This window comes from Paenibacillus sonchi (genome assembly GCF_016772475.1).
Classification (GTDB): Bacteria; Bacillota; Bacilli; order Paenibacillales; family Paenibacillaceae; genus Paenibacillus_AQ; species Paenibacillus_AQ sonchi.
Genome location: NZ_CP068595.1, coordinates 2,623,382 through 2,648,041, shown reverse-complemented (window position 1 = coordinate 2,648,041; position 24,660 = coordinate 2,623,382). Strand labels below are relative to the sequence as shown.

The 24,660-nt window shown below is 51.6% G+C and carries 21 protein-coding genes; 6 read left to right on the top strand and 15 right to left on the bottom strand.

Annotation, left to right across the window (positions count from 1 at the left end):
• Nucleotides 1-93: 93 nt before the first annotated feature.
• Nucleotides 94-561 (bottom strand): thioredoxin-dependent thiol peroxidase, encoded by a 468-nt coding sequence (gene bcp / locus JI735_RS12165; RefSeq protein ID WP_039839704.1) that lies wholly within the window; start codon nucleotides 559-561, stop codon nucleotides 94-96.
• A 102-nt stretch (nucleotides 562-663) separates the two neighbouring features.
• Between bcp and JI735_RS12160 the strand changes: the two genes are divergently transcribed.
• Both JI735_RS12160 and JI735_RS12155 read left to right on the top strand, forming a co-directional pair.
• Nucleotides 664-1,716 carry an LCP family protein gene (locus tag JI735_RS12160; protein WP_051052347.1) on the top strand — a complete coding sequence of 351 codons (1,053 nt, stop codon included), beginning with the start codon at nucleotides 664-666 and terminating at the stop codon, nucleotides 1,714-1,716.
• Nucleotides 1,717-1,880: 164 nt separating this feature from the next.
• The gene (locus JI735_RS12155; protein WP_202677423.1) at nucleotides 1,881-3,197 is read left to right on the top strand and encodes a glutamate-1-semialdehyde 2,1-aminomutase; all 1,317 of its coding nucleotides are present in this window, start codon (nucleotides 1,881-1,883) and stop codon (nucleotides 3,195-3,197) included.
• Between the two features lie 784 nt (nucleotides 3,198-3,981).
• Here JI735_RS12155 and def read toward each other — a convergent pair.
• From def to JI735_RS35610, 8 genes are all read right to left on the bottom strand, one after another.
• On the bottom strand, nucleotides 3,982-4,545 hold the full coding sequence (gene def / locus JI735_RS12150; protein WP_233181565.1) for a peptide deformylase: 564 nt from the start codon (nucleotides 4,543-4,545) through the stop codon (nucleotides 3,982-3,984).
• 152 nt (nucleotides 4,546-4,697) lie between these two features.
• Entirely contained in the window at nucleotides 4,698-5,993 is a 1,296-nt protein-coding gene (locus tag JI735_RS12145; protein ID WP_202677422.1) for a stalk domain-containing protein, read from the bottom strand.
• 97 nt (nucleotides 5,994-6,090) lie between these two features.
• On the bottom strand, nucleotides 6,091-6,360 hold the full coding sequence (locus JI735_RS12140) for a hypothetical protein (protein ID WP_202677421.1): 270 nt from the start codon (nucleotides 6,358-6,360) through the stop codon (nucleotides 6,091-6,093).
• Between the two features lie 17 nt (nucleotides 6,361-6,377).
• On the bottom strand, nucleotides 6,378-7,262 hold the full coding sequence (locus JI735_RS12135; protein ID WP_051052349.1) for an inositol monophosphatase family protein: 885 nt from the start codon (nucleotides 7,260-7,262) through the stop codon (nucleotides 6,378-6,380).
• Nucleotides 7,263-7,473: 211 nt separating this feature from the next.
• Entirely contained in the window at nucleotides 7,474-8,481 is a 1,008-nt protein-coding gene (gene uvsE / locus JI735_RS12130) for a UV DNA damage repair endonuclease UvsE (protein ID WP_039839713.1), read from the bottom strand.
• On the bottom strand, nucleotides 8,478-8,795 hold the full coding sequence (locus tag JI735_RS12125; RefSeq protein ID WP_039839714.1) for a hypothetical protein: 318 nt from the start codon (nucleotides 8,793-8,795) through the stop codon (nucleotides 8,478-8,480). Before JI735_RS12125 ends, uvsE begins: the two co-directional genes overlap by 4 nt.
• Nucleotides 8,796-8,843: 48 nt before the next feature.
• Nucleotides 8,844-9,935 (bottom strand): D-alanine--D-alanine ligase, encoded by a 1,092-nt coding sequence (locus JI735_RS12120; RefSeq protein ID WP_039839715.1) that lies wholly within the window; start codon nucleotides 9,933-9,935, stop codon nucleotides 8,844-8,846.
• A 19-nt stretch (nucleotides 9,936-9,954) separates the two neighbouring features.
• Nucleotides 9,955-10,545, bottom strand: a complete 591-nt coding sequence (locus tag JI735_RS35610) for an amidase domain-containing protein (protein WP_233476359.1) — start codon at nucleotides 10,543-10,545, stop codon at nucleotides 9,955-9,957.
• On the opposite strand from JI735_RS35610, the gene JI735_RS35605 reads away from it, so the two are divergent.
• Nucleotides 10,546-10,692 carry a hypothetical protein gene (locus tag JI735_RS35605; RefSeq protein WP_233476358.1) on the top strand — a complete coding sequence of 49 codons (147 nt, stop codon included), beginning with the start codon at nucleotides 10,546-10,548 and terminating at the stop codon, nucleotides 10,690-10,692.
• Nucleotides 10,693-11,833: 1,141 nt separating this feature from the next.
• Here the strand turns inward: JI735_RS35605 and JI735_RS12110 are convergent.
• The gene (locus tag JI735_RS12110) at nucleotides 11,834-12,004 is read right to left on the bottom strand and encodes a hypothetical protein (RefSeq protein WP_167330856.1); all 171 of its coding nucleotides are present in this window, start codon (nucleotides 12,002-12,004) and stop codon (nucleotides 11,834-11,836) included.
• A gap of 133 nt (nucleotides 12,005-12,137) precedes the next feature.
• Between JI735_RS12110 and acnA the strand changes: the two genes are divergently transcribed.
• A complete protein-coding gene (gene acnA, locus JI735_RS12105; protein ID WP_202677420.1) occupies nucleotides 12,138-14,882 on the top strand; it encodes an aconitate hydratase AcnA in 2,745 nt (914 codons plus the stop codon).
• A gap of 166 nt (nucleotides 14,883-15,048) precedes the next feature.
• On the opposite strand, the gene JI735_RS37300 is transcribed toward acnA, so the two are convergent.
• The 3 genes from JI735_RS37300 to JI735_RS12090 form a co-directional block, all read right to left on the bottom strand.
• The gene (locus JI735_RS37300) at nucleotides 15,049-15,453 is read right to left on the bottom strand and encodes a response regulator transcription factor (RefSeq protein WP_325175603.1); all 405 of its coding nucleotides are present in this window, start codon (nucleotides 15,451-15,453) and stop codon (nucleotides 15,049-15,051) included.
• Nucleotides 15,450-17,270 carry a hypothetical protein gene (locus JI735_RS12095; protein ID WP_202677419.1) on the bottom strand — a complete coding sequence of 607 codons (1,821 nt, stop codon included), beginning with the start codon at nucleotides 17,268-17,270 and terminating at the stop codon, nucleotides 15,450-15,452. The genes JI735_RS37300 and JI735_RS12095 overlap by 4 nt, the downstream gene beginning before the upstream one ends.
• Before the next feature lie 110 nt (nucleotides 17,271-17,380).
• A complete protein-coding gene (locus JI735_RS12090) occupies nucleotides 17,381-18,124 on the bottom strand; it encodes an IclR family transcriptional regulator (protein ID WP_039839721.1) in 744 nt (247 codons plus the stop codon).
• Between the two features lie 276 nt (nucleotides 18,125-18,400).
• Between JI735_RS12090 and JI735_RS12085 the strand changes: the two genes are divergently transcribed.
• Nucleotides 18,401-19,369: an alpha/beta hydrolase gene (locus tag JI735_RS12085; RefSeq protein WP_039839745.1), complete on the top strand. Its 969-nt coding sequence runs from the start codon at nucleotides 18,401-18,403 to the stop codon at nucleotides 19,367-19,369.
• A 39-nt stretch (nucleotides 19,370-19,408) separates the two neighbouring features.
• On the opposite strand, the gene JI735_RS12080 is transcribed toward JI735_RS12085, so the two are convergent.
• Both JI735_RS12080 and JI735_RS12075 read right to left on the bottom strand, forming a co-directional pair.
• A complete protein-coding gene (locus JI735_RS12080) occupies nucleotides 19,409-20,977 on the bottom strand; it encodes a sensor histidine kinase (RefSeq protein WP_167330857.1) in 1,569 nt (522 codons plus the stop codon).
• 162 nt (nucleotides 20,978-21,139) lie between these two features.
• Nucleotides 21,140-22,660, bottom strand: coding sequence for a response regulator transcription factor (locus JI735_RS12075; protein ID WP_039839726.1), 1,521 nt, complete (start codon nucleotides 22,658-22,660; stop codon nucleotides 21,140-21,142).
• Between the two features lie 268 nt (nucleotides 22,661-22,928).
• Here JI735_RS12075 and JI735_RS12070 point away from each other — a divergent pair, with 268 nt between their 5' ends.
• Nucleotides 22,929-24,647 (top strand): extracellular solute-binding protein, encoded by a 1,719-nt coding sequence (locus tag JI735_RS12070; RefSeq protein WP_039839729.1) that lies wholly within the window; start codon nucleotides 22,929-22,931, stop codon nucleotides 24,645-24,647.
• The last annotated feature ends 13 nt before the right edge of the window (nucleotides 24,648-24,660 follow it).

Sequence of the window (24,660 nt, the reverse complement as noted above, 5' to 3'; positions counted from 1 at the left end):
AATTTGAAGTAATATGAGGCAACTATATCATGAGAGCGCCTGATGGAAGCTGTTAAAAATGTTACAGACATTTACAATTCGTTACCAGCATACTTATTTATTCATGATTTCTCCCAATAGTGCTTCGACATGGCCCTTGACACGGACTTTTCTCCACTCTTTGACCAGAATGCCCTGCTCATCAATGAGGAAGGTGGACCGCACAATGCCCATAAATTCTTTGCCGTACAGCTTTTTGAGCTGCCAGACCCCGAATAATTGGCTTACGGTATGATCCTCATCAGAGAGCAGCGGAAACGGCAGACTGTGCTTCTCGATGAACTTCGCATGGGAAGACAGGCTGTCCGGACTGATCCCCAGCACGACTGCATTGCCCCGGGCAATCGGGTCCCCGGCGTCACGGAAATCACAGGCCTCCTGCGTGCAGGCGGGCGTCATATTTTTGGGATAAAAATACAGCACCAGCTTGCGGCCGCGGTAATCGCTTAAGCTGATATTCTGTCCTGTTGAAGCAGGCAGAGTAAAGTCCGGCACTTCTTGTCCGACCTCGATTTTGTTCATTAATGTTTCTCTCCTTAATAATATGGATGAATATTCCGAAATTGCTTGTATACCTAAAAGAAATTATAATGTAGAGAATGTGAATGGGAAAGGAAGAACGAAATGCCACCAAGAAAGAAACGGCACGCAAAAGCCGGCAAGTCAAAGAAGAAACCGCTGCTCTGGACTCTGGCAATTATACTTCTCCTGATTATCGGCGGGATAGTCTATTATTTTGCAGAAATCTATAATCAGATGGACAACCTGCACAAGACCGGTGAAGACTCGCCGTTTGCAGCAATTCCCTCACCTTCAGCCGAAACCGTTCAACCTCCCAAATGGGAAGGCACCGAACCGGTTAACATCCTGCTTATGGGTGTCGATGCGCGCGGAGTGAAGAAGGGTGAAGTCCCCCGCTCGGATACGATGCTGGTTGCCTCCCTTGACCCGGTCAAGAAGAAATTCTATGTATTCTCTATATTGCGTGATACCTATGTTTCTATCCCTGAGCATGGCAAAGAACGCATCAATACAGCGATAACCCACGGGCCCAATACCGCGATGCAGACCGTCAGCGAACTGCTTGGCATCCCGATTCAATACTATGTCTATACCGACTTTCAGGGCTTTATTAAGCTGGTGGATGCAGTGGGCGGCGTCGATTACGAGGTCGAGAAGGATATGGTGTATAAGACGAAGGCAGACGGCCCCGAATACGACATTGATCTGAAAAAAGGCTTCCAGCATCTCGACGGCAACATGGCGCTGCAATATGTGCGGTTCCGCCATGATGCCACTTCCGATTTCACCCGGACCGAACGTCAGCGCGGCTTCCTTAAGGCCGTAGCAGATAAGGTCATCAGCACAACTGCCATTATCAAGCTGCCTACGATTCTATCCCAGGTTACGCCTTATATCGATACCAACCTGGACGTTAATGACATGTGGAAGCTGGCTACTGTAGGCTATGACAGCTCGATGGGCGGCAGTGCACAAATTCCGCCGATGAATCTGCTTACCGAAGAAAAAACCAGCGGCGGCTCCGCAGTGCTCGGCATCAGCAGCGAAAACAAGCTGAAGGAATTCGTTCAGGATACACTGGCTGGTCCTGAGCCGTCTCCATCGCCGGATGCTTCTCCGGGCAGCAGTCCTTCGGCCAGCGCCGGGAGTAAATAAATCACTTATCAGCGGGGAATATAAGGATGCTTCATAGCGTGAACTATTACCCATCCTTGTATCTTCAATAATACCCATGCTTAGCATCAGGGCGGGCGAACAGCGGATAAATCCGGCGGTTCGCCCTTTCCCTTGTGTTACTATCATTGAAAGGATGATTAATTATGAACCGTACCACCTCTGAACATTTGTATGAGGAAGCTCTGCAGCATATCGTCGGAGGCGTCAACAGCCCCTCCCGTTCCTTCAAAGCCGTTGGCGGCGGCGCTCCTGTCTTCATGAAACGCGCCGGAGGCTCCCGCTTCTGGGACGAAGACGGCAATGAGTACATAGACTATCTGGCCGCCTATGGACCGATTATTACCGGCCATGCCCATCCCCATATTACTGCGGCGATTACACAAGCAGCAGAAAACGGGCTGCTGTACGGAACACCCACGCAGCTTGAGATCAAGCTGGCCAAAATGCTGAAAGAAGCTATTCCTTCGATGGATAAAGTTCGCTTCGTCAACTCCGGCACCGAGGCCGTCATGACCACGATCCGTGTAGCACGCGCTTATACCAAACGCAGCAAAATTGTCAAATTCGCCGGCTGTTACCATGGCCATTCCGACCTTGTCCTGGTCGCCGCCGGCTCTGGCCCATCCACCCTTGGCATTCCCGACAGTGCCGGAGTGCCTGCCAGCATCGCCCAGGAGGTCATCACGGTTCCCTTCAATGATCTGGACGCGCTGCGTGAAGCGCTGGATAAATGGGGCGGGGACGTCGCGGCGGTAATGGTAGAGCCGATTGTCGGCAATTTCGGCATGGTCATGCCGCAGCCGGGCTTCCTCGAAGGGCTCTGCAAGCAGGCCCATGACAACGGATCACTGGTCATTTACGACGAGGTCATCACCGCTTTCCGTTTCCATTACGGTTCCACCCAAACCTATGCAGGCCTCGATCATCATGAGGACATCATCCCTGACCTGACCGCACTCGGCAAAATCATCGGGGGCGGCCTGCCGATTGGCGCTTACGGCGGACGCAAGCATGTTATGGAGCAGGTCGCTCCGCTCGGCCCGGCCTATCAGGCCGGTACGATGGCGGGCAATCCCGCTTCCATCTCCGCAGGCATCGCCTGTCTGGAGGTGCTTGCAGCCGAAGGTGTCTATGACGAAATGGAGCGGCTGGCGATCCGCCTGACCGAAGGGCTGCAGGCATCCGCTGACCGCCACGGCATCCCGCTGACCATCAACCGGATCCGCGGCGCGTTTTCTACGCATTTCTGCAATCATCCGGTGACCAATTACGAAGAAGCACAGGATACGGACGGCGGGCTGTTCGCCAGCTTCTTCCGCCACATGCTGAACCGCGGCATCAACCTGGCCCCGTCCAAATATGAAGCCTGGTTCCTGACCACGGCGCATACCGATGCCGATATTGACGCTACACTGGAAGCTGCGGAAGCCTCGTTCCGGGCCATGGCGGCGGAGAAATAATCCTTCCGCAGGCAGCGCCGTGCATTTCATCTCGCTGAGACTTCTTAATTTTAAAAACAAACCCACTGCGGATTCGCGCAGTGGGTTATTTTTGCGTTAACGCTCAGTATGAAGCTAGTGAAAGCCAATCTGCTTGTCCAGGTGAACCTCCATAAACTCTGCGGCAACTCCAAGTGGAAAAAGGGTAACTAATTTGCCCCAGCGCCCTGTTCGCCGAAGATTAGGTGGAAAAAGGGTAACTAATTCTGCTCATTTCGCCCCTGGCGAGGTAATTCGGCCTAATTAAGTATCCTTTTTCCACTTAAATCTCCCGATTGTTGATTTTGGGGAGAAATAAGTTCCCTTTTTCCAACTATATAAACTGAACTTGTGATTTTTCTATTTGGGATTAGTCGTGACTCCAGAGAATGTTTGGACTTCCAGCCGCTGCCCATCTGCAGATTTCTTAATTTTGTACCGCCGTTCGCGGTTGAAATCTGCAGACAAAGGCGGACGCTACCGCTCCTCCAGTTCCAAACTTCTCCTCCGCCACTTTCCCCTTAATTGTAATATTTCCAAGTTCAATTTATATAGCGCTTGCTTACCGCATTCTTGGCAAGGACTAGCCGGAAATAGGTTACCCGATCCAACTGATTTCCACCTTTTCAGGTGAATTCCACTTCATTTTCTGCAACTCACACGCTGATCCTCCCTCAAACCGCTGTTCCGGAGGACAGCGTCGGCGGACAATAGCTTAAGCAGGAATGGCAGGCTTATCTGCTTATCTGCTTTTCGGCTTTTCTGTTTATCTGCTTTTCTGCTCATAAAGACTGCGGATCTCCACACCCTGGGGGAGTTTGAAAGGATTCTCTTCATTGATCCGGTCGTAGAACATGATGCCGTCCAGATGATCGATTTCATGTTGGACTACAATGGCTTGATAGCCCTTGAATTTCATAACGACTTCCTTGCCGGTCATATTATAACCCTTTACCTTCACGGACTCGTATCTGGGCACAAAGCCATGCACCGGGCGGTCAACGGACAGGCAGCCCTCGCTCTCCGGAAGATAGATCATGGCTACTGAATGGCTGATCACCTTCGGATTGACCCAGGCATGCTCCACCATATTGCCCTTCTCATCTCTCAGGTACATTACGAACATCCGCTTCTGCAGTCCGATCTGATTCGCCGACAGCCCTACGCCGGAGCGCAGCTTATATTTTGCGGCAACCTCGGGGTCCTGGCTGTTCTTCAGAAACTGCATCATGCACTGCAGCGCCTCTTGATCCTCGGCCTGCAAGGGTATTTGCACGGGCTCCGCTACAGTGCGCAGCACGGAAGCGCCCTCACGCACAATATCGTCCATAGTAATCGTATATTCCGCCTTAAATTTTGCACTAGACAACAACATTCATCCACCTTTATGCCGTACAGGCTGAATTTAATATTTTCTTTATATAGATTGAACTTGTGATTTTTCGATTTCGGGATTGTTCAATCTATATAGCTTATGCGCGTCTATGGATTAATGAAAGCCGTCCGCAGCTTGCTGCTGTAATTCACATCGAAGCCCAGACCGGTGGCGAGGGCGGCAAGCGGGAGATAGGTTTTATCCTCATTGCCAACCTTTTGCAGGAACGCCGGTGTATCGATGGCTGCCGCTGCCCCGTTTACCTTGATCGTTTGGGAGCCGATTGTTATCACCACAGTTTTTCCACCGTACACAATGGTCGCACTCTGGGTTTTATTGTCCCACTTCCCGGTGGCGCCTACAGCATTCAGAATATCCTTCAATGCCAGGAAGTTCTGCCCGTTCTTCAGAATCGGCTTGTTCGGCGTATTCAGCTCCACTCCCTTCACCACAATTGACATGGGTGCGGATGCGGCTGTCCACGCGGAAACGGATGGAACCCGGTACTCTCCCCAATACGTTTCGGCGAATACCTTGGCGATGGTTTCATACCCCAGCTGGGTCGGATGAAAATCCGCCGCCCCTGCGCTAATGATATGAGTCCGCGACGCTTCGACGCCGGCGAATTTCTCCGCCACATGGGCCACTTTCACCGGAGCATCCGGCTGATCCAGGCTGGCGGCTACGCTTTCCGCCGCTCTTGTGAACTGCTGGGCAGCGCTCATCAGCTTGAGATATGAGCTGCTGACAGCAATCTTGGGCGCCGGCTGATACTGGTCGGCCAGCAGAATCGTGGCCTTCGCATTGACTGCGCGAATATTCTCAAGCGCGGCCTTGACATTGCTGCTGTAGCTTGCCAGAAGCTGATCCAGCTGAGCCTTGAAGGCCTCTTCCGTCAGATCCTTGGCCGTGACCAGCAGGCTGCTCACATCATTCCCGCCAATGGTCAGCGTAACCAGGTCAGCCTCGCTAAGCTCAGTCTTGATCTGCGGAGTGAGCGCGGCAAATTGGTTGATCCGCGGATCAGGAAGACCGGCCTGAATCCCATCGGCAGTGGCAGCTGCCCCATCTTTAATGGCTGCCGTATAATTCAGCAGCCCCGCCGTAGTAAGTCCCAGAATGCCATAGTTGCTAAGAGCGCTTCTGCCATGATACCAGCCTTGCTCCAGCAGCCGCTCCGCATATCCGTAGGGCTTCACATTCGGATCGGTCATTCCCGGCTCATACCCCGCCGTGATGGAATCCCCCAGTGCTACGATGCGAAAAACCTCCTGCTCCGAACCTTGTACTGCTGCAGCAGCTTCAGCTGCACTTGCAGAGCCGGCTCCTGCACTGATCCACAATGTGAACAGCAGCAGGCTGCTCGTGCCAGCCGCGTACATTTTTTTCCATGCACTCAGCATCGTATCCCTCCCAAATTGGTATAATTCCATTCTATCATCCAGTCCGTGTATGCAAAAGAGCGGCTTCCCGGTATCCGGAAGCCGCTCCTGGCAGGAATCAAAATGATTGCTTCGTGTTATCTTTGTCTTCAGAACCATGATCTTTCTTCGCCCGTTCCAGATATTTATCATATCTGTCATCCAGCTCATGGCCTATTTTACGGTAGCGCAGCGTTTCTTCCACAATCGGATCAAGTGTGGTCTGAATACGGATTTCATACTTGGGCGAGATTTGGCGGATCTCCTTGGCAGTCCGGTCGGCCTCTTCCATCTCGCCATCCTCCAGCAGCTCGCTCAGCTTGCGCTCCAGATCATCCTTTTCACTCATGCTTCTTGCCGCCCTCCTTATTTGTTGTATCCCGTTGCTTCCGCTTCGCTAAGCGAGGCCAACAGAAAATCATGGATTCGTCCGTTGCTCGCCACTACATGACGGGTGCCAATATCATAGGGATTGCCCAGCGTATCCGTTACCTTGCCCCCGGATTCCAGTACCAGCAGCACGCCAGCCGCACAGTCCCAGGGACTTAGGCCGACCTCCCAATAACCGTCTACACGGCCTGCTGCCACATAGGCCAGATGCAGAGCGGCAGAGCCGCCGGCACGGATACCCCGGATCTGCGGAAGAATCTGCTGCAGTCCGGCCATATTCGCCGGCTGGGCGAAGGTACGGTCAGGCGGGAAGCCCATCGCCACCAGACTGCTTCCCGGGTCCGATTCGGCAGACACGGAAGTAGGAATCCCATGCATATAGGCGCCTTTGCCCTTCTCAGCCACAAACATCTCATCGCGGATAGGGTCATAGATAACGCCTACGGTCAGCTCACCCTTGACTACCAAAGCTATCGAGACACAATAAAAAGGAAACCCGTGTACAAAATTGGTCGTCCCGTCAATCGGATCAACAATCCATAAATATTCATGCTTCCTTCCTTCTTCCAGGGCGGCAGTCAAAGCATCCGCTCCTGGCTGAACGCTTTCTTCCCCGAGAATTGCATGGTCGGGATAATGGGTCAGGATCAGCCGGCGGATCATCTGCTCCACGCCTTTGTCCACTTCTGTAACCAGATCCTGGGCTGACGTCTTGCTGCCCAGTTCCTTCACACGGCCCTGTCTGTTCTTGATCCATTCCCCCGCTTTGGCAGCGGCATTGATCGCCGCCGCAGTATGCCCCTTACTGGTAACAACGTAAGGCTCCCGGTCGTTCCGGTTATCAGAATTTGTAGGATTCATATCTTCACTCCGCTTTCTTGAGCATAATTGTTTCCATATGTAGAGACAAGGTGCACTCTTTGGAACCAGGGCATCCACCAACCGGCCAGACCAGGTGCTATCGGAGCGCCGGCCTTGTGTTCGCTTTTTTATTCAACGTACCCTATTTAAAGAGACTAATCAAGTCAGAGGTTAGCCCGTTTTCCGCTTCTAGCGCGGGGTTATCCGGGGTTTATGGTTCAATATTGACGCTTGCCCCATCTAGTACCGTTATTCCGTTCCCGGCTTCGGCAAGCTCCTTCAGCGTTTCCATCAGGTCAAACAGCGCTCCGTCCTTCGCCTTCGCTTCAATCATCGCATCCACGGCCGGAGTGTCCGCCGCGATACGCTTAAGAAAAGCCAGCAGCGGCGCAGGCTCCACACCATCAGCATGGCTGCGAGGGTCGGACGGGCTGCGCGGACTGGACACATGAATCTTCGGGGGCAGCGTTTCACCGGGGAGCACATCCTTCAGCGCCAGTGGAGTCTGCCAGGTCTTCATAATCTCCGGCCACAGCTCCCAGGGAAGCTCGCCTTCATTATTCACCCACTGATGATGAATATCCAGCACCATAGGGACTCCCAGCCTCCGGCTGACCTCAAGCGTCTCCGGGGCATTGAACGTCTTGTCATCATTCTCCAGCGTCGTCCGCTCCTGCAGGTCCAGCGGCAATTCTGCAAAATGCTCCAAAAAGCGCGCTGCAGCCGCAGGCTTGTCTCCATACGCGCCGCCGATATGAATGTTGTTCTTGGCGGCCGCCGGCAGATCCATGGCATTCAGCATATCCACATGATGCTGCAAATCCCGGACCGAACTGGCCAGCACCTCAGGCCGCGGGGTGCTCAGTACTGTAAAGTGGTCAGGATGGAAAGAAACCCGCAGTCCATGCTTTTTCACATAGCTGCCTACTTCGGCAAAATCCGCAGCCAATGCTTCAAAGGGATTCCAGTCCTGCAAATCGGGATGCGTCGCCAGCGGAATCAGTTTTGAAGTCAGGCGGTATACCCGGATATCGGAGCCTACATTATGCTTCAGCAGACGCAGCGTGTTGTGAAGATTCCCCCGGGCGATAGCCTCCAGCCGCCGAAGTCCGGCTTCCCGGTCATTCAGCTTGCTGAAGCTGGCCATGGTCATCGTCTTGGAGGGCGAGCAGTCCGGGATAACCGTGGACATGGCTACATAGCCAAACCGGACAATCATCCTTCTTCACCAAAAAACATCTCATAGGCCAGCGCCGTCTGCACCCGTGATTCTTCTTCATTCAGCTTGCGCACCAAATCCATCTCGACGGCTGTCACCTCGTTGCCCTGGAAATTAATTTCCGCGATCGATGCAGAAATTTTGACAATGGCTACTGCCACATTCTCCGGTGTGTAGGCGATGACCTTCTGGCCGGTCGGATACACGCGGAAGCCCTGCTTTACCATTTTGGTGCGGCCGTATTCCAGCAGCTCGTACAGCTCCTGGTCATTCTTGAACTTGCATACAGAATTGAATTCGGATTGAAATCCCATGGTTCCTCACTCCTTCCCGGCCGGAATGATCCCGCCGCTCGCAAAATGTTATTCGTTATCGTATTTCAGATTCTGCTTGAAATGGTAACGCTCCAGCGCCAGCTCGATCATGCGGTCCAGCAGGGCCTGATAGGATACGCCGGTCTCGCGCCACAGCAGCGGATACATGCTGTACGGCGTGAAGCCTGGCATTGTATTCACTTCATTAATGAGAATCTTTCCATCGGATTTGCGCAGGAAGAAGTCGGCACGCGTAATGCCGCTGCCCTCAATCGCCCGGAACGCCTGAATCGCTGACTCCCGCAGACGGTCAGCCACCTCAGGGTCCACAGGGGCCGGAATCAGCATCTGCGATTTGCCGTCGGTGTATTTTGCCGCATAATCATAATATTCACCAGAAGAGACGATTTCACCCGGAACTGAAGCCTCCGGCTCCTCATTGCCGAGCACACTGACTTCAACCTCGCGCGCATCAACAAATTCTTCAATAATGACCTTGGTATCATAGCGGAAGGCCACCTCCACCGCCTTAATCAGGCTCTCCTTATCAACGGCTTTGGAAATGCCTACACTGGAGCCCAGATTGGCCGGCTTGACGAATACCGGATAACCCAGCTTATCCTCCAGGCTGATGATCAGCTCATGGCTTTTGCGTTTCCAGGCGCTGATATTGAAATAGCAGTATTCACACTGATCCAGCCCGGCCTCTCCGAACAGCTTCTTCATGACCACTTTATCCATGCCTGCAGACGATGCCAGGACACCCGCTCCGATATAAGGGATATTAGCCATTTCGAACAGGCCCTGAATCGTCCCGTCTTCTCCGTTAGTGCCGTGCAGCAGCGGGAACATCACATCAATCAGCTGGTCTCCGCCGGTCAGCCCGCTGAACACCGCATTCAGTGCCATACTCATATCTCCGGCTTCGCCGCCCAGCTTCAGTTCCTGGATAGTTCCAAAAGGGGCATCCAGCGCCGCTCCGACCTTCCAGAGCCCCTGCTTGGAAATATAAAAAGGTATAATCTCATATTTCGCGTAGTCAAAAGCGTTCATAACTGCAAATGCCGTCTGCAGCGATACCTCGTGCTCTCCGGATTTGCCGCCGTACACCAGTCCTACGGTTATTTTTGTATCCCCCATGCCCTAACCTCTTTCTGATTTATAAGTAGTCATTGATGTGGAAAAAACGGTAGGCCGTTCTGTCGGTCCATGCATAGGAATCGCGGTAATCCCAAAACCGGTGCCGGCTGCTGACCGTCCGCGCATTCACCAGCGGCTGCCCAGCCGCATCAAAAGCGGTAACAATCGTGCTGTGCTGATAATGGCCGTTGCCGTCCCAATCATACTGGATGATGTCTCCAAGCATCAGCTGGTCCGCCCGCTCCACCGTCTCGGCCCGGAGTCCGCTGCTTCGGCCTGCGCTCAAATAACGCTGCAGACTGTCCGACACGGCCCAGCTGAAGCTCCACCATTCCTGCGCGCCGTTGTAGCCTTTGTACCACCAGCCCGTTTCTCTTTTACCAGTATAGTTGATAGGCGCTCCCCCTGCAAAGAGACATTGGGACACATAATTGGTGCAGTCCACCTCAAACACTTCAAACTCCGGATTGCCGTCTTTCCACCAGCGGTCTGCATAGGCTGCAGCGTCTTCGCGGCAGTAGCGCACCTCTTTGCTGCCAGTAATACCGCGCAGAATATCCTTGTTAAGCAGCGGCTGCGACGGCTGCGGGACAGGGAGCGCCTCCCCCATTTGGACAGCCGCAGCGCCGGTTCCGCTTCTGCCACTCTGCGCATTGAATTCCGCTCCGGCACGCTGCGCTCTACAGCGGCAATTTCCCAGGTGCTGCCTTCAAGCACCAAAGTCAGCCGCTCCGATTCAATGACATCCTCGCGGTGAGTGATGCCGCCTTTTTCGTAATATAACGCACTGTGCAGCGCTACATCCGCCACCACCTCTGACGGGTTCTGCCGGATGGTCCGGAGCGTGCGGACCCCCGTCTCTGAACGCAGCGGTGTAATGCCGCGCCGCTCATACCACTGCGCGAGCCGCCGGGAGCGTTCTCCCTGCTCCAGCAGGAACCGCGGGTCCCGGACCGTGCTGCGCTGCTGCTCGGCACCGGGCGCTACCCGCCCCTTATTCAACTGATCTACATACACATACAGACTTTGCTTCCACTTCTGCTCCATTCCATTGATCCGCCCCTTCATCCCTGTTTGGCTGCTGTTCTATGTATATGAGGAAATCCTCGCAGCTATACAGTTGGAATAAGAAGAAACGCTTCGGGCGGGCTGATACGGGGTTAATACAACTCACCTTAGGTAATGAATAGGCTATTGCAGCCCCCTTAATTGAGAACTCTACTGTTGTCGACTAGCCCCCTCCCTTACTATTAGGCCAATTTATTGTGTCGGGCTTCTGCAGGGTTTGGTGTTTAGTATTTCTGGTGGGGATCGAAATCATTAGTATAATTGATGAGAAGGTATGTTAAAAAAACAAAGCATACAAGTGTGCACATTGAAAGTCTTGGAGAAGCCATGGAACAAATTCAACGTTCCCCGCCCGCCAACTTCTGGCTGGATCAGAGGTACTTTTACCTCTCATTCGGCCCACCAGCCCAATTCCGCCGAAATCAGAGTTACTTTTACCTCTCATTCGGCCCCGCAGCCCAACTCGGCCGATAGTATCAAGAAGTTTATGTAAGGAGAAAACGGCCTTCTTGGAGCTTCGTTTGCTGGTTAGGTGGAAAAAGTATCACTAATTAGTTTAAGCATCCAGCAACCCGGCAGGCTAAGTGGAAAAAGGTACACTAATTCAGCCCGTTTCGGTCCAGATAGAGGCATACTGCTGAATTAAGTTCCCTTTTTCCACTTAAACCTCACAATTGTTGATTTCTGAGGAATTTAAGTTCCCTTTTTCCACTTAGCTTACCTTCCCATTATCACCACCAGCCCACTTTTGACAAAACCAAAGGGATTTCTGAAACTGCTATTTATGCCATATCGCTTCTCATCTGGCCCAGCAGCCCAATACTTCAAACTCAGAGATACTTTACGCCTGTCGGGCGCCTCCATTGTTCCCTATCCTTCCCCTTGCGGCGCTCCAACAACGGCATTTCTTCCGTTGTTCCCACCATCCCCCGCCGGTGACGCTCCCACCACGGCATTTCTGCCAGCACATCCGGTGCAATCCTCATTTTACCAAGCGCCAAAACTACATCCCGCCGGGAAATCCGGGCGTTCCAGCGGCAAAAAAAACTTTACTCCCCCCATTGTAAACGTTATACTTAAGATATATAAAATATTGAAATGTAGTTTCATCAGATGAAACAAGGAGGCGCATATATGCCAAGCAAGGACCATTTTTCGCTGGCCCGCACCCTGGAGTCAGGCGGCAAAAGCTATCGCTACTATCATCTTAACTCCCTAGAAGAGCAGGGCGCAGGCGATATTTCCTCCCTGCCGTTTTCCATCAAAGTATTGCTTGAGGCTGCTGTCCGCCAATACGACGGACGGGCGATTACTGAAGAACACGTGAAGCAGCTGGCCGGCTGGTCAGGCGGCATCGACCGCAACAAAGAAATTCCGTTCATCCCGGCCCGGATCGTGCTGCAGGACTTCACCGGCGTACCGGTGGTTGTCGATCTGGCAGCCATGCGCGATACCGTCAAGAAAGCCGGCGGCGACCCGAAGAAGATCAATCCGCTCGTCCCGGTCGACCTGGTTATTGACCACTCGGTTATGGTCGATGCTTTTGGTACCGCAGACGCGCTTGAATACAATATGAACGTAGAGTTCGAACGCAACGAAGAACGCTACCGTTTCCTGCGCTGGGCACAGACAGCCTTCAACAATTTCCGCGCCGTTCCACCGGCAACCGGAATTGTGCACCAGGTTAACCTGGAGTATCTGGCCTCTGTGGCAGCCACCAAAACGAGTGACGGTGAAACTGTAGTATACCCGGATTCCCTGGTCGGAACCGATTCCCATACGACGATGATTAACGGCCTTGGCGTAGTAGGCTGGGGTGTGGGCGGCATCGAGGCGGAAGCGGGGATGCTGGGGCAGCCGCTTTATTTTGTGACACCGGATGTGGTGGGCTTCAAGCTTACAGGCAGTCTGGTTGAAGGGGCTACCGCAACGGATCTGGCGCTGACCGTCACCCAAATGCTGCGCAAAAAGGGCGTAGTCGGCAAATTTGTCGAATTCTACGGACCGGGTCTGGCCAACATCAGCCTGGCGGACCGCGCGACAGTGGCCAATATGGCTCCCGAATACGGGGCGACCATCGGTTTCTTCCCTGTGGACGACGAGACGCTCGCCTACCTGCGCAGCACCGGCCGTCCGGATGAGCTCGTGGAGCTGGTTGGAGACTACTATAAGGCGCAGGGAATGTTCCGTACCTCGGATACACCGGACCCTACATTCACCGATACCATTGAGCTTGACCTCGCTTCGGTGGTTCCAAGCCTTGCCGGACCGAAACGTCCGCAGGACCGGGTTGAGCTGACGCATATGAAAGAAAACTTCGAAGGTATTATCCGCACACCGGTCGACAAGGGCGGCTATGGCCTGAGCGATGATAAAATCAACGAGGTTGTAGAAGTGCAGCATAAGAACGGGACCACCAGCAAGCTCAGCACAGGCGCGGTTGTGATAGCCGCAATTACGAGCTGCACCAACACTTCCAACCCAAGCGTAATGCTCGGGGCCGGTCTGCTCGCCAAAAAAGCCGTAGAACGCGGACTGACCAAACCCGGATACGTAAAAAGCAGTCTCACTCCAGGCTCGCTGGTTGTTACCGAATACCTGGAAAAGGCGGATCTGCTGAAGCCCCTGGAAGCGCTCGGCTTCTATCTGGCCGGTTACGGCTGTGCCACCTGTATCGGCAACTCCGGCCCGCTGCCGGATGAAGTCAGCCAGGCGATTACAGACAATGATATGACTGTAGCTGCAGTAATATCCGGAAACCGGAACTTTGAGGGCCGGGTGCATGCGCAGGTCAAAGCGAATTACCTGGCGTCCCCGCCGCTTGTCGTAGCTTATGCGCTGGCGGGCACGGTCAACATTGATCTGAAGACGGAGCCGCTGGGCTATGATCCGCAAGGCGAGCCTGTATACCTTGCCGATATCTGGCCAACCTCCGCGGAAATCCGCGAAGCCATCGGCCTCTCCCTGAGTCCGGAGATGTTCCGCCGCAAATATGAGAATGTATTTACGGCCAACGAGCGCTGGAACTCCATTCCAGTGCCAGAGGGCGAGCTGTACGAATGGGATGATAACTCTACGTATATCCAGAACCCGCCGTTCTTTGAGAATCTGGCAGACGGTGTCGGCGATATCAAGGACATCCGCAATGCCCGCGTGCTCGCGCTGCTTGCCGATTCCGTAACCACCGACCACATCTCGCCAGCGGGCAATATCTCGACCTCCGGCCCTGCCGGCGAATATCTGCGGAGCCACGGCGTGGAACGTGCAGACTTCAACTCCTACGGCTCGCGCCGCGGGAACCATGAAGTGATGATGCGCGGCACGTTTGCGAATATCCGCATCCGCAACGCGGTCGCTCCGGGAACGGAAGGCGGAGTCACCACCTTCCTGCCAAGCGAAGAGGTGATGTCGATCTATGATGCATCCATGCTGTACCAATCCGCAGGACAGAATCTGATCGTCATCGCCGGCAAAGAGTACGGCACCGGCAGCTCGCGCGACTGGGCAGCCAAAGGCACACTCCTGCTGGGCGTCAAAGCCGTTATCGCCGAGAGCTTCGAGCGGATTCACCGCAGCAATCTCGTCGGCATGGGCGTACTTCCGCTGCAATTCCAGGAAGGCCATGGATGGAGCAGCCTGGGCCTGACCGGACGCGAGACCTTCAATATCACCGGACTCGGCAACGATGTTCAGCCGGGCCAGGAACTGGCTGTCACTGCGACCCGCGAAGACGGCACCCAGTTTGAATTCCCGGTTGTTGCCCGCCTTGACAGCACCGTGGATATCGACTACTACCGGAATGGCGGCATTCTGCAGACCGTCCTCCGCCAGATGCTGGCGGATGCCACCACATCGGATTCAGCGCTGCCGGTGGAATAAATCTTTGGGAATGAACGGTTACCGGCGCGTGTCTCCGGTAATCCGGTTCCTTTCTGAAACAAACAGCCTCCAATCACTCCCTTGCGGAATGATTGGAGGCTGTTTGCTGTATCATTTGCTTGTATAGTTTGCCATATTGCGATGCAAGAAAAGTCCATAACAAACGCTAAATCTCAAGCCCCTCTGAATTCAGAATTCTTTTATAGATAAGGGCAATAATCTGCGAGCGGTCCGTCACGTTCATTTTATTGAAAATGCGGCTCAAGTGGTTTTTGACCGTATGTTCACTGATGAATAACGCAGAAGCAATTTCCTTATTGGTCTTGCCGAGGATAATCAGCTCCAGCACCTCTTCTTCGCGGGGCGAGATTCCCCACTCTTCCTTAGGCGACTTAAGAGCTCCGTTGTTCAGGAGCTTCCCGGGTGAGACTGCCTGCTCCTGCTGCTGTTCCCCGGACCGGCTGAGTATAAACGACTGGAACGACGCCAGCAGCTCCTCATTGATTGACGCCTGTACATTACAAACCATCTTAAATCTCGAAAGATCAAGCCATTTCTCCCTGCTGTTCACCTGCGTCTCCCCTGCTCCCGCTCACCCGTATGCTGCAGTACAAGAGCCAGCACCTGGGCCCCAAAGGAAAGTAAAGGTTTCTCGATGTCAAAATAAAAAGCAGACAACCGGTCCACCTGCTTCAGCAGCAGAATCTCTTCGGTAAAGAAATCATATTCATCCAGCAGTTCCAGCTGAAAGGGGGCCAGCAGACAGCTGCGTGTAAGTCGTTCAGAATCGCTTTCCGGCAAACCCAGGTACCGGCCAAAATCATACGCCAGCCCGGAAGCCTCCTGCGAAACACGATGCAGCCCGGGATAGGTGTCCTGCAGCAGATTGCGGAGATTATCCAAAAATACTCCGGCATGCTTAGTGTACCTGCTGTCCTTTTCCAGTAGACGGATGGCCGTCGCAGCCAGGGTGGCGATGCATTCCGTAAATGCCCGCCATTCCTCCGCTTCGCTCTGCTGCCGGAACCCGACGGACAAGATGCCCTTGAATGCATTTTCGGCAATGAGCGGACATTCCAGCAAATAACGCTCGCCTGCGGCTTCATTAATGATAGAGGCGGAGAGAAAGGCCTGCGGGGAATACCGCTCCTCCAGATCCTTCACATACAACTGCTCTTCCGCTCCAGTCCAGCCTCTGGAGTAATATGTACTCTCGGCATCTTCCTGGTTCATAAAAAAGACAAGCACCGGCGAAGGCGAAAAAGGCATGCTCATCAAGGTATCGAGCAGCACGCTGCCCAGTTCCTTATATGTTGTGACTTGCGGCAGCTGCCGCACGGCTTCCTTAAGCCGGAGAGTTCCTTCCTTGCGCAGCTCTTCCCGCCGCATCAGCTTCTCGCCTCTGTCCGAAAGCCCCACCAGGGAGGCAACGAGCTGTTCCTCAAGGTCGTAGCTTTGCACCTGTTCGTTTTTGCTGAATCCCACCGCCAGCAAAAGCGCTCTTCTGCCGCCGTAGATCAAGGCCGGATAGCAGGACAAATATTCCGGCTGCGGAAGGCCGCACTTCGTGAAGAACAACGACCTCGGGTCTTGCGCAGGGGTTCTCCAGTGCCTCGGCTCTTTGCCAAGCACAGCCTGTCCCAGATACCCGTCGCCTTGCTGGAAAACAGCATTCAGCAGCAGCGGCGCCCCTTTTCCGGCGGCATAATCCACCTGGAATCTGCCATCCTCATTCTCTTTGGCAAAAGCGTACAGGTCCCCAGCCGAGGAACTTGCCGCCAGCTGCTGCAGAACCTCTTGAACTTTGAGGTAGTCCTTCTCCAGGCCTGTTAAGAGCCGGGAGGTCATTTCCCCAATCCTCGGCACTCCGGAAGTGGCTGCACAACCGGATAGCAGTTTACAGAGGATCCGGCCCAGCACCGCAATCTTTTCCCGTACCTCGGCAACCTGCTCCAAGCTGAGCTCAGGTTGGGCAAGCAGCTCTTTCTTCAACTGGGCAAAGGCAGGATGATTTTTCATTTTCGCTTCAAAAACGGGCATGATCAGCGCTTTGGTGCCCTCTTCCATATAGACGCCCGCCCATAGATAATAAGTCTGTCCATAACCCGGGAACAGCGGGATAATAACGTATTTTAATCCGGCAATCCATTCCTCCAGAATGACTGGATGCGACAAAGAACCCAATCTGCGCAAGGTAGGCTTGAAGGGGTGGTCCAAATCCTGCAGAGAAGTCAAAATGATCTCATAAAACGCTCCGGTGGCCACTGGACGGGTAAAAACATTCCCTTCCTGATCCGTAAGCACAATAGCCTGCCCGGTGGCTTTGCCGAACGTTTCCTGGACCTGCTCCATCTCCTCTATTAATGAATCGGGTAATACAGTAGCCATCCTATCACCCCATGCCCCGGAATTAACCATAACTACCTATAGATAATGACTGTATAGCTCTCACTTACTAATTACCCCCTAAATCGACTAAATAACGAAACCTCAATACATTAGGCCATCATCAGGCCCATTTCTGCGGCGTTTTCAGCCAAAACCACGGCATAATCCTCCAGCATCTCCCGTGAGAGGCGGCTGACTGGCCCCGACAGCGAAAGCGCAGCGACCACTGTTCCCGCCCGCCCGACAATGGGCACAGCCACCGCTGCCGCGCCTGGCTCCCGTTCCTCAAAGCTTGTCGCATAACCCCGGCGGGTAATCTCCTGCAGCTGCCCCAGATATGCGCCTTTGTCCACAGCCTCCGGCCAGTTCGGGTCGGCCAGCAGACGGGTCTGGACCTCCTGCGGCGCATAGGCTGCCAGCACCTTGCTCGAAGCGCCTACCGAAAGCGGCAGCCTGGCACCAATCTGTGCGACCCGGCGGATCGCCTGGCGGCTCTGCACAGCCTGGATGCGTACACGCTCCAGATCATCGCGCAGATACAGGCTGACCGTCTCTCCGAGCCGGTCACGCAGCTTCTCCATCGCCGGAAGCAGCAGCGCCGCCGGCTCATCCAGAGTTGGCAGATGCGTGGACAGCTCCCAGATACGGATACCCAGGCGGTATTTTTCCGTCGCTTCATTGCGCAGAAGGAACCCTTTTTCCTCCAGCGTGGTCAGCAGCCGGTGTACCGTGCTTTTGTGCAGACTGATCTTGGAGGCAATCTCGGTCAGGCTCAGATCATTTTCCTGTGTAAAACACAGCAATATATCCAATGCCCGTTCTACCGCGCGTACAGTCAGTTTACGGTCCTCCACTGCGATCTCCCCTTCAACTGTTTCATTAAATGAAACCCGGTTACATTATTAAGATAACCAACTCTATCTTAGAGCAAATGCCCCGGCAAAGTCCAGCAGTTTCGGAGAGCGGAAAAGAATGGGTCGCACTTTACAGTTGCGTTACAAAAGCGGCTAATTCATTGACTTTGTAAGATCATAATCATACGATTAAACATATGAATTATATTTCCGGACACTCTAGGAGGGGACCCTATGGATTTAGCAACCACGCATACCGGCACGCCGGTCTCCCGTATGCCCGATGAGCGCAAACCAAATGCTGCACCCAAGCTTTCACTGCGGATGATTCGCGTTAAACATATTATTGTTGCTTTGCTTCTGTCCGTTTTTTTCTTTTTTGTCTTCTGCTTCATCGCACTGCACGGTTATATCGCCTGGGTGCTGTCCAACCCTACAGTGGCCCCGCTGTACTCCAACCCGTCACTGGCCAAAGGACTGGATTATGAGGATATCACCTTTCCGGCGCTGGACGGCAGCCGCATGATGCAGGGCTGGTACATTCCGTCCAAGGGCTCGTCCAAAACGATCGTGTTCAGCCACGGTTATGGCGCCAACCGCGAGGAAGCCTGGGTCCCGATGTACGATCTGGCCCATTATGCGCACAGCCTTAATTTCAACGTAGTCATGTTTGATTACGGCTTTGCTTCCAAGACCAACAAGGATATCGCCACCGGCGGCAAAAAAGAATCCCAGCAGCTCCTTGGCGCCATAAGGTACGCCAAGGAGCATGGAGCCAAAGAGATCGTTGTCTGGGGCTTCTCAATGGGGGCGGGTACTGCTCTGCAGGCAGGACTTGTCACCAAGGATGTCGATGCCATGATTCTCGACAGCACCTTCCTGCTTGAGCCGGATACGCTGTACCATAACATCAAACAGAACATTGATCTGCCCCGCCAGCCTTCCCTAGAAATTATGGAATTGCTGTTCCCGGTGCTGAACGGCACAGGTTTGAACCAGATTCCTTATACCAAGGTCAAGGCGGAGGATTACCCGTTCCCTACTCTCTTTCTGCACGGCACCAATGATGACAAGGCTCCTTACCCCATTGCGGAAGAACTTGCGGCTAATCAGAGCAACCCGTACTCGGATTCCTGGATTGTGAAGGGCAGCCACCATGAGCTGCTGTTCCGCGAGCATCCGCGCGAGTATCTGCGGCGTGTGTCCGCTTTTCTGGGCAACGTGCAGCTGGCCAAAGCCCGGTAGAACAGACACGTACGCCATAAGTCCATGGGGCAGCACATCTTAATTGTGTTCATCATAAGGAATTTTGAGCAGGACCTGCGTTCCTTCTCCGGGAATGCTGTTAATCGTCAATCCATACTGTTCGCCGTACATTACAACTGCCCGGTCATTTACATTTTTAAGCCCGTATCCTTTGGATTGAGATTTAAGCAATAGGGCAAGCCGCTCCTGCTCCATTCCGATTCCATTGTCAGTGATCAGAAAAACTATGCTTTGATCTTCTTTTTTGCCGGAGAGATGTATGATTCCGCCGCCGTCTTCACGGTTTTCAATTCCATGAATGATCGCATTTTCGATTAAAGGCTGAAGCATTAAATTGGGCATGCGGCAGGAAAGAATGGAATCATCAATCTGATAGTCTATCCCGAAACTGTTGCTGTGCATAATCAGCTGGATATTAATATAGGACTGGACATTAAGAATTTCGTCCGAAACCAATATCAGATTCTCGCCCTTATTGAGCGTAGTACGATAAAAGGTAGATAAAAGCTGCGCCATTTCACTGATATCCGTCGCATGGATCCGAATCGCCCGCCAATTTATTAATGACAGGGAATTGTAAAGAAAATGAGGATTGATTTGCGCCTGCAGAGCTTTCATTTCATATTCCTTGCGTGCGATTTCCCCCACATACACAGTATCGATAAGAGTCTTGGTTCTTCCCAGCATACTGCCAAATCCCCGGATCAGATCTCCAATTTCATCTTTAGAATCGCTAAAGACTTTAATCTCTAAATTCCCTTCACCTATAAGTTTCATATTTTTGTGCAGGCGGTGGATAGGCAGCATAATTTTCCGGGAAAAGAGTGTGCCCGCCACAACGACTGCAGCGATGCAGGCGGCAATCATCAACAGGACGGTCAAGGCAATCCACCACGCCGATTTAGTGATCAGACTTGTCGGCTTATACAAATATACTTTCCATCCTGTTATCGGAATCGAAGACTGCAGGACGGTGTAGTTCTTCCCACTCCAATGAAGCTCATCAGCTTCCTTATCGGAAACGGGGATACCTGAATTTTTGCGGTCAGCCCCCGGTGAATAGATAGAATTCCCGTTGGAGTCCGTTATGACTATCTCTGCTCCATGAGATTCGAGCGGTTCAAACGTTGTAAATAGCGCATCATAGTCTACAAGTGCAAACAGAATGTTATCTTTGGGATTTTCCTGTTTCGTGCTGAGGATACGCCGGGCACTATATACACTCTTGCCGCTGGAAAACCAAAGAACATCAACCGACTTCATGACAAGCGGGTACCATGAGGCTTCTTTGATTTCATCGATAGGTCTTACTGTGTTTCCATGTGGAGGCAGATTCGTTCCGGTATACAAGATGATTTGTTTTACCCCGGTGTTTAAGTAACGCGCTGTAAAGAAATTCTGATCGATTACGTTATTTAACTGGTCATACATTTCATACGCACTGGTATAAGTGGTGTTGGCGGCATTCACAATCTCCTGGTTGAAGCTCAGAAAATTCATTACTTTATTGTAGACATCCAGCTGGTTGTTTACAGCCAGGACGCTTTGTTTTAATGTGGCATTCAGATCGGCTTTTGACTGCTGCACTAAGAGCGATCTGGTTTCTGAGAAGCAAAAACTTCCGAGGACAATAACAGGAATCATGCTGACCAGCAAAAATGAAAGCTTTATTTTCGTTTGAAATCTAAAGTCTCCGATTTTCTGTTTAAAGGCCTTCCACGTTTGCATGCCGTTCCTCCCGGGCTGGGGTTATTTCTGATTGTACTGCCGGAATTTCTCAGGAGTCTGCCCAAAAAAATCTCTAAAATTCTGACAGAAATAAGAAACGTTTTGAAACCCCACTGAATAACAAATATCCGAAACCTTAAGATGTGTTTGCTGCAGCATGTCCTTCGCTATATTCATACGGACATTTTTAATATACTTGTTCAATCCGCAGCCCGTATTTTTTTTGAAAATGGAGCTTAAATAATGGGGCGATAAATGGATCTTGGCAGCAAGAAGATCCAGGCTCAAATCCTCGCCATAATGATCCTCGATGTACTGCTTTACGGCGGCAATATCCCGGTTTAAAAATTCCGAACTGTTATACTCCTGGTCAAGAAGAGTAATTCCGGCCATGATAATCTCTTTTATTTCCTTTAATTCTTCTGACTTATATATTTTTTCGATTCCATGGCTCAATTCCATTTCAGAGATAGGAGCAGAATACGTCATAATTTCCTGATATAAAGAAGAGAACATATACTTGACATATAATTGAGAGAATTGGGCCTGATTCGCATACTTTTGATACAAAAGATCTGTATTTGCCCTAAGACTGAAAATGTCCCTTTCCTTCAAATTATTCCTGATGTGATCTAAAAGCTCGTAATCGGATAACCCGGGGAGCCTGTCATTAGCAAAATAAAAATCTTTCTTCACTTCAAATACAAAATAATCCGGTGAGAAGAAACGGTATTCCATCAGTTGATCCAGTTGAATCAAAGCAGCGGAAAGATCCTGCAGCATTGTGAATTCATCATTGATAGCGAGATAGCAGTGTACTTTATATTTATCCAGTATACTATCATGCAAATGCTCTCCTAAATTATAGAAAGAACAGGAGGACACGGCCGGTAGACCGGGAAATAACAGCAAGCTCTGGCAGCCATTCAAATTCACATAATCAACAGGGTCCTCTAGTAAAGACAAGATAAACTCTTCAAACTCCGGTCCGGCATTTTCAAAAAAGTTCTTGTCAAATTCCAGCAAAAACATACCATGATAACAATCGGGAAGCTCAAATGAGATCTCCTTCATGGAAGGAGGGATTCCCAGGCCGTTAACAAGATTAAATAGTACATGCTTTTTGACATACTCAAGTTTGATTTGCGCAGCGATGTGTTCCTGTTCCTGATCTGTGAGCTGAGCGATTACTTTTTGCATCGTATTCCGAAAAGCTTCAACATTGATCGGCTTGAGAAGATACTCAGATACACCAAGGGAGATAGCGGTTTTTGCGTATTCAAATTCAGCGAACCCGCTGAAAAGAATAACCTTTAATTTGGGCTGGAGGGCCAAAGCTTCGGTTGTAAGCTGCAAACCATCCATTATGGGCATCCGGACATCCGTAAAGAGGATATCGACAGGATTCTGCTCCAAATACTCAAGCGCCTTCCGGCCGTTTTCCGCCGTCTCGATATGGAGGAAAAACCCCAGTTCATGAATGAGAAATTCAATGCCTTCCCGTTCTTCCCTCTGGTCATCTGCTATTAGTATAGTTAACATCCCGGCCGCCCTCTCCATGCGCTGTAATCCATTTGTTCCTAATCATGTGTATTGTACCATGATTTCAATGAGCTTTTCAGTAAGCCGAACGCTTTGTTTCAAGTATGTTATTTATTTGCGTAAAACGTAATTTATTTGTATTTACGCTCAAAAGTAAAGGGCTCTACAATAAAGAAGCCAGATTAATTCCGGGTTCATAGCAAGCCGGCGCTTTGAATCCGTTATCTTTAGTACACTGACTCAACATATCTATTAAGGAGGTTCTTATATGTCATCCAAGATCACAAAGTCCTGCTCTATTTTATTGACAGCGCTTTTAGCCGTTTCAGTTGCAGGCTGCCAAAGTTCCAATTCCAATAATGATTCAGCCAAAAGTCCTGCTGTAGATTCAAATGATCCGGCGTGGAAGGAAGCCCAAACGTCTCCTTATACCCCGTATCCTGAAACCGTTACCTACTCCATTGGACAGGTAGCCTCCAACTTCTCCGCGCTTGCGGGAACGCCTTATGAAAAGGATAATGCAACCGACAATGTGTGGACCAGATATTTCAAAGAGAAACTCAACGTGCAAAACAAAGTTGCATTTGAAGCAAATGACGGCACGGACTATAACCAAAAGGTTTCAATGGCCATTGTAGGCGGCACGATTCCTGACATCATGGTTGTCCCTGACCTCTCTACTCTGCAGCAGCTTTATGAAAACGATCTTATTGCGGATTTGACAGATGCTTATAATCAATGTGCCAGCGACCAAATTAAGGAGATTTACGACTCCTATAAGGGTCGTGTGCTGGATACCGCAAGGTTTGACGGAAAACTGATGGCGCTGCCGACTACGGAAATTTCACACGGCCCGGGGGTGCTTTGGCTGCGCAAAGACTGGATGGATAAATTGGGACTCGCAGAGCCCAAAACGATGGAGGATGTAGAGAACATCATCACCCAGTTTGTTGAAAAAGACCCTGGCGGCAATGGAGCGGGAAACACCGTCGGGCTTGTGGTCGACAATGAAAATACCGCTGGTGTTTCCGGCGGCCAGTATGAACTGAACAACATCTTTACGCTGTATGGCGCATTCCCGAAACAATGGATGGATGATGGAAGCGGCAAGGCAGTGTATGGTTCCGTGCAGCCCGAAATGAAGCCGGCCCTTGCAAAGCTGGCGGATATGTACAAAAAAGGCTTGATCGACAAGCAGTTTGCCGTACGCACAGCCGACGACCGGAAGGCGCTGCTTACCAGCGGAAAGAGCGGCTCGTTCATGGACAACTGGTGGGGAAGCTGGACGGTAGCGGATTCGATTAAATTAAATCCAAATGCCAAATGGGTTTCTTATGTGGCTCCGCAGTCCGAGGATGGTTCAGTAACGATGTTCACCGGCAATCCTTCAAGCAGTTACCTTGTGGTCCGGAAAGGGTTCGAGCATCCGGAAGCCGCTATAAAAATCGCCAGCCTTCAGTTTGATTATCAGCGCTATCAAGAAAAAGATGAAGCGGTCTTAAAGAAATTTGAGGATTACGCCAGCCTTAACGTTGGGGGATCTCCGATTGCTATCAATATCGATTACTATGATGCATTTTACCGTAATGTCGGAATTATGGAAGAGGCGCTGAAAACAGGGGACAGCAGCAAACTGCTCACCAGCAACGATAGAAACGCCTATCGCTCCTACAAGAAGTATCTGGATAACGTAAAAAACGGGGAGAAACTGGATTCGAATGGATGGGCCGGTTATACTTCGAGCATCACGACGGCCAACCTGGTCAAGAATTCAAAGATCAAGGAAGTGAACCCTGTATTTTTTGGAACAACGCCTTCCATGGCACTGAAGTGGCCGACGCTGACGAAAATGGAGCTGGAAATGTTCCTGAAGATCATTACCGGCGAGCAATCTCCTGACGCTTTTGATAGCTTTGTCAGCAGCTGGAAAAAAACAGGCGGCGATACGATTACGAACGAAGTCAATGAAGCAATCACCTCCAAATGATAGAAAGAGATGA